The organism is Mesorhizobium sp. M7A.F.Ca.US.006.04.2.1 (genome assembly GCF_004022915.1).
GTDB classification, from domain to species: domain Bacteria; phylum Pseudomonadota; class Alphaproteobacteria; order Rhizobiales; family Rhizobiaceae; genus Mesorhizobium; species Mesorhizobium ciceri.
In genome coordinates this window covers 1-2,884 of record NZ_RZQA01000823.1, presented here as the reverse complement: position 1 = coordinate 2,884, position 2,884 = coordinate 1, and the positions used below count along the sequence as shown (strand labels likewise).

The 2,884-nt window shown below is 64.5% G+C and carries 4 protein-coding genes; all 4 read right to left on the bottom strand.

Annotated elements, in window-relative coordinates; translation table 11 throughout:
* Positions 1-52: 52 nt before the first annotated feature.
* The gene (locus EN925_RS30635; RefSeq protein WP_127369101.1) at positions 53-1,561 is read right to left on the bottom strand and encodes an aldehyde dehydrogenase family protein; all 1,509 of its coding nucleotides are present in this window, start codon (positions 1,559-1,561) and stop codon (positions 53-55) included.
* Between the two features lie 160 nt (positions 1,562-1,721).
* Positions 1,722-2,066, bottom strand: coding sequence for a cupin domain-containing protein (locus tag EN925_RS30630; RefSeq protein ID WP_127369098.1), 345 nt, complete (start codon positions 2,064-2,066; stop codon positions 1,722-1,724).
* A 23-nt stretch (positions 2,067-2,089) separates the two neighbouring features.
* Complete coding sequence (locus EN925_RS30625; protein ID WP_127369097.1) at positions 2,090-2,431, bottom strand: cupin domain-containing protein; 342 nt, start codon at positions 2,429-2,431, stop codon at positions 2,090-2,092.
* A gap of 17 nt (positions 2,432-2,448) precedes the next feature.
* Positions 2,449-2,799, bottom strand: a complete 351-nt coding sequence (locus EN925_RS30620) for a cupin domain-containing protein (protein WP_127369096.1) — start codon at positions 2,797-2,799, stop codon at positions 2,449-2,451.
* Between the last annotated feature and the right edge of the window lie 85 nt (positions 2,800-2,884).

The following is a 2,884-nucleotide window of genomic DNA, read 5'->3' as shown; positions in this document are numbered from 1 at the left end:
ATCCAGGGATAGCCACCGAGCTGGCGTCCAGGGATAGCCAGGCTCGAAACACTCAGACATGCTTGCGGCCGCCGGTCTCGCGAAACCAGCTGTCGGGGTAGGGGTACCACCAGTCCTGGATCGCGGGCTTGTGGTCGATGATCACCATCTTGGAGCGGCGGAAAGCGTCGAGGCCCTGGCGTCCGAGTTCGCGGCCGAGGCCCGAGGCCTTCCAGCCGCCGAACGGCAGGGCGTCATTGTCGATCAGCGGGTTGTTGACCCAGACCATGCCGGCTTCGAGCCGTTCCGCCGCCTCGTGGGCTTCGGCCAGATCCGATGTGAACACCGAAGCGCCGAGCCCGAACGGGCTGTCATTGGCAAGCCGGATCGCCTCGTCGAAATCCCTGACCCGGCAGATGGCGGCGACGGGTCCAAAACACTCTTCGCGCACGATCGCCATATCAGGGGTGACGCCGGTCAGGATGGTCGGTTCGTAGAACCAGCCGGTGTTGTGCGCCGGCGGGATGCGCCCGCCGGTCACCGCCTCGGCGCCATGAGCGATCGCATCGTCGACAAGGCGCATGACTTTGGTCCGCGCGCTTTCGCTGACCAGCGGGCCGATCTCGGTCTTGTCCATGCCGTTGCCGATGCGCAGCGCCCGCGTCCTTTCGGCGAACAGCGCGACGAAGCGGTCATGCACGGAATCGACGACGAAGAAGCGCTCGGCCGAAGTGCAGACCTGGCCGGTGAGGTGGAAGGCGGCGGTGACGCTGCCGGCCGCCGCGATCTCGAGCGGGGCATGCTCGCTGATGATCAGCGGGTCGCTGCCGCCGGCCTCGATGACGCAAGGCTTCATGCGTTCGGCGCAGGCCACCGCCACCGCCTTGCCTGCGGCGACCGAGCCGGTGAAGGCAACGGCATGGGTGCGGTCGGAGGCGATCAGCGCCTGCGCTGTGGCCGCTCCGCCGGGCAGGCAGGAGACCAGCCCCTCTGGCAGCGAGCGGAACACGGTCATGTAGTCCAGCGTCGACAGCGTCGTCGCCTCGGCCGGCTTGATGATGCAGGCATTGCCGGCGGCGAGCGATGCGGCGACCGTCCAGCACATCAGCAGGATCGGGAAATTGTAGGGCATGATGTGTACGGAGACGCCGTAAGGTTCGTAGCGCGCATACTGGAACGAACCGGCCTGCGTCGTGCCGGCGATCTTGCCGGCATCGTCGCGCGCCATCTCGGCATAGTAGCGGAAGATCGGCGCGCAATTGGCGATCTCGCCGATCGCTTCGGGGTAGGGTTTGCCCATCTCGCGCACCATCAGCTCGGCGCAACGCGTGAAGTCCGCCGCCTCGATGGCGTTGGCGACGGCATGCAGATGCTTGGCCCGGCTCTTGGCGTCGAGCTTCTTCCAGGCGGCCTGCGCCTTCGTCGCGGCCGTGAGTGCGGTATCGATCTCGCCGTCTGTCGCAGCAGAGATAGCGCCGACGGTTTCCAGCGTCGCCGGATCGATCACCGGTTTTGCCGCGCCGGCCATCGACCGGTAGTCCGGATTGACGAAGAAGGTTGGCCGGTCAGGAGAGAAATCCATTTTGTCCTTCTCCATTTATGGAGCCTTTTTGAGAATTCGTCCTGCCGAGGCAGATGGCGTGGCTTTCGAGAACCGGAGCGCAGCGGACATTTAGTCCGTGAGCACCGGAAGCGCAGAAAGCCGCGTCAGGTGTCCGGCAGGGCAGAATTATCGAGAAGGTTCAGCGGATCATGTAGACCTTCTTGATAGTCTCATGGACGGTGCAGACGCCCTTCCAGTCCTGCGGGAAGAACGCTGCCGTATCCGGCTCGATCTCGATGACCTCGCCGGATTCATGCACATAGGTGCAGCGCCCTTCGAGGAAATGGCAGAACTCGTCGCGGGTGACATGGCAGTGCCATTTGCCCGGAGTGCAGACCCAAAGCCCGCATTCGGAGCGGCCTTCCGGCCCCTTGTACAGCAGCTTGCCCGAGGTATGGGATTGGCTCTCGATCATGGTCGGGATGACGCCCCAGTCGACGAGGTCGGTAATGGTAAGCGGGGATTTCATGATGGGGGTTGTCATATCGATTCCTTGGAAATGAGTGCTCAGCGGCACATGAAAGCCTTGATCAGCGTTTGCGTGATGATGGAGATGCCGGTCCAGCCGGCGGGGAAGAATACCAGCGTGCCGGCCTCGACCGCGATCTCCTCGCCGTCGTCATGGACATAGCTGCCGCGTCCCGACAGGAAGTGGCAGAATTCGTCGGCGCCAAAGGTGACCTTGCGCGTGCCCGGCGTGCACGCCCACAGGCCGCATTCGCTCGATCCGTCCGGGTTCTGCGCCAGGATCTTGCCCGAAGCGCGCGGCGAACCGGCGAGCGTGTTGCTGCCCGCGCCCCAGTCTTCCAATTCCACGGCCGAAGCCTTCGGCCAGTGCGGTGTCGACATGTCATCAAGCTCCGTGGTCACGCCAGCATGTAGACGTTGCGCATCGTCTCATGCACGGTGCATTCGCCTCTCCAGCCGGCAGGGAACATGACCACGGTGCCGGTGGAGACTTCTATCACCTCACCGACATCCGACCGGTAGGTCGCGCGGCCGGCGACGAAATGGCACAATTCGTCGCGCGGGATACTGAGGCGCCAGCGGCCTGGCGTGCAGACCCAGATGCCGGATTCCGGCTGGTTGTTCGGGCCTTTGTGCACGAGCCTGCCGGTCGAGTGCGATGCTCCTTCCAATGCGTCGGGTTGGGCGCCCCAGTCGACGAGGTCGGTTCGGGTGGAGGCCTGGTGGAGGTGTGGGGCGGAGGAGGTCATGAGCGTGCTCCATCATTTGGGCGCTCAATCCCGCCCCGTTTTCGCTCTACGAGGCCCCCCTCTGTCCTGCCGGACATCTCCCCCT